This window comes from Nitrospira sp. BLG_2 (genome assembly GCF_049222245.1).
Genome location: NZ_JBLYIG010000403.1, coordinates 1 through 2,677, shown reverse-complemented (window position 1 = coordinate 2,677; position 2,677 = coordinate 1). Strand labels below are relative to the sequence as shown.

At 61.0% G+C, this 2,677-nt stretch carries 3 protein-coding genes; all 3 read left to right on the top strand.

Translation table 11 applies throughout. The annotated features are described in order from the left end of the window. Positions 1–431: transketolase-like TK C-terminal-containing protein (locus ACOSYY_RS11090; RefSeq protein ID WP_421662423.1), on the top strand; the 431-nt coding region annotated here is incomplete at its 5' end. 99 nt (positions 432–530) lie between these two features. Then, the gene (locus ACOSYY_RS11085; RefSeq protein WP_421662422.1) at positions 531–1,877 is read left to right on the top strand and encodes a dihydrolipoamide acetyltransferase family protein; all 1,347 of its coding nucleotides are present in this window, start codon (positions 531–533) and stop codon (positions 1,875–1,877) included. A gap of 128 nt (positions 1,878–2,005) precedes the next feature. Then, positions 2,006–2,677, top strand: a 672-nt coding sequence (locus ACOSYY_RS11080) for an FAD-dependent oxidoreductase (protein WP_421662421.1), incomplete at its 3' end; no start/stop codon positions are given.

Below are 2,677 nucleotides of genomic sequence, written 5' to 3'. Positions count from 1 at the left end.
TGGAGCGCTACGGCGTGGCGGCGGATGTGTGGAGCGTGACGAGCTATAAGATGTTGCGGATGCGGGCGCTTGAAGCCGAGCGTTGGAACATGTGGCATCCGGACGAGCCGCCACGGAAGAGTTATCTTCAGCAGACTGCCGAAACGTTTCAGGGCCCCAGCGTGGCGGTGAGCGACTATGTCCGCATGGTTCCCCAGCAGATCGCGCCGTGGATTCCGGGTGGCTTACTTACGCTTGGCACGGATGGATTCGGCCGCAGCGATACGCGCAAGGCCCTACGCCGGTTCTTCGAGATTGATGCCGAGCATCTCGTCGTGGCGACACTCTACGCTCTCCATCGCCGAGACGGAGCCGTCAATGCGCAGACAGTTCGCCAAGCCGCGAAAGATCTTGATATCCAAACACCGGACCAGGCACCCTGGCTTCACTAAGGTCCGCGACGCGAGGAATAACGAGGCGCACGGTGCGATGAATAAAGAGCACCACGCTTGAGCGCCCAGTGTCCGAGCTAGTCAGCAGAGGAAATAGCTATGAAAGTGGACCTGCCGTTTCTCGCTGAAGGAATCGAAGGCGGTGACATTGTCCAGGTCTTGGTCCGAGAAGGGGACCAAGTCAGCGAAGGCCAAGCATTGGTCGAGTTGGAGACCGACAAGGCCACGATTCCGGTACCGGCGCCGGTATCCGGTAAAGTTGTGCGCTTGCTGGTCCGCGAGGGAGATCACCTGAAGGTCGGTGAAGCGTTGGTCGAGCTCGACGATACGCAAAGCGGCGCACAGCCCTCGAAGATCTCTGAACCGGAACAACCACCACCGGCTCCACAACCGCCGGCGGACGTGGAAGCGGCCCACGCGAAAAATGTGGAGCAACGAGAGCCTCCAGCCGACATCCCAGGGGCGGCTCCCCGGGAAACCGAGCAGCCGATGCCGACGTCGACGACTTCTCCTGAATCTATCCCGGCGAGCGCCCCATCCGCCGGGCCGACGGTCCCCGCGTCTCCGTCCGTGCGCAGGCTTGCCCGCGAGTTGGGGGTGGATCTGACACAGGTCAAGGGCTCGGAATCAGGAGGCCGGATTACCGCGGAGGACGTCAAGGCTTTTGTCCGTGAGCGAACCAGGCGCAGCGGCGAAGCATCCGCCTCGGGGGACCGCGCAAGCGGCGTCTTCACCACTATGTACGGCAACGAGCGCCGCGAGCCGCTCCCGTCACTGCGGCGGAAGATCGCGGCGAACATGACACAAGCTTGGACGACCATCCCACACGTTCACCAATTCCAGGATGCCGATATCACGGATCTTCTGGTGCTCCATAAGCGCTATGCGCCGGAGTTCAAGAAACGGGGCGCCACGCTGACGCTCACGAGCCTATTCCTCAAGGCCCTGGTCCATGCGCTGAAATTGCACCCCCAATTGAACGCGACTCTCGATCTCACGAGCGGCGAGGTGATTTACAAAGACTATTACAACATCGGCGTGGCGGTAGACACGCCGGCGGGATTGATCGTGCCGGTCGTGCACGACGTCAATCACAAAGACCTCTTTCAACTGTCCGTGGAGCTGGCCGATCTCGCCGAACGGACGCGTAAGCGGGAGGTGAAGCTCGAAGAGCTGCGCGGCGCGACCTTTACCCTGAGCAACATGGGCGGACTCGGGGCCGGTCCGTTTACTCCGATCATTAACCCGCCCCAAGTCGGTATCTTGGGCGTCGGGAAGGCCCGCATGACGCCGGTGTATCGCGACGGTCAATTCTCCCCTCGCCGGGTGTTGCAACTGTGCGTTGCCTACGATCATCGGCTGGTGGATGGAGCGGTCGGCGCCCGTTTTACCAACGAGATCGCCAAGGCGCTTGAGGATGTTCAGGCGATGTTTTTGGGATTGTAAAACAGGAAGACAAGTCATTAGTCAACAGTCATCGGTCATTGATGAGAACAATGACCGATGACTAGTGACCAGTGACCTACCACGCCAGCTTGCGAGACGCGAACAACGAGATACGAGGTAACGAACTTATGGCTGAATCACCCTATGATGTGGCGATCATCGGCGCAGGCCCCGGGGGCTATGCCGCCGCCTTCCATGCGGCGGATCTCGGCTTGCGCACCGCGTTGATCGACCAAGAGCCGCACCTTGGAGGCGTGTGCCTCTTGAGAGGGTGTATCCCCTCGAAGGCCTTGCTCCATGCGGCCAAGCTGGTGACCGACGCGTCAGACGCGGAGAGCTGGGGGATTCATTTCCAAAAACCCACGATCGATATCGAGGCGCTTCGCGCTCGAACGAAAGCCGTCATCGGCAAATTGACCAAGGGTGTGCGGACGTTGGCCAACAGCCGTAAAGTGAATGTGTTTCATGCGCGAGCGACATTCACGAACCCGACGACGCTGATACTATCCGGATCAGACGAGACCGGAACGCTCGCCTGCCGCCACGCGATCATCGCCACCGGCTCGCGCCCCGCCGTTCCGGAGTCTCTCAAACTCGATGATCCTCGGGTAATGGATTCTACCGGCGCGCTCGGCTTGCCGGATGTCCCCTCGCGCTTGCTGGTGGTGGGCGGCGGATACATCGGATTGGAATTGGGCACGGTGTATGACGCTCTCGGATCCGAGGTGACGGTCGTAGAGCTGTTGCCGCGCCTCCTCAACGGCGCCGATCCGGATCTCGTGCGGCCGTTGCAGCAGCGC

Coding starts and splice junctions, on each gene's coding strand:
- ACOSYY_RS11085 (WP_421662422.1), top strand. CDS start 531: ATGAAAGTGGACCTGCCGTTTCTCGCTGAAGGAATCGAAGGCGGTGAC.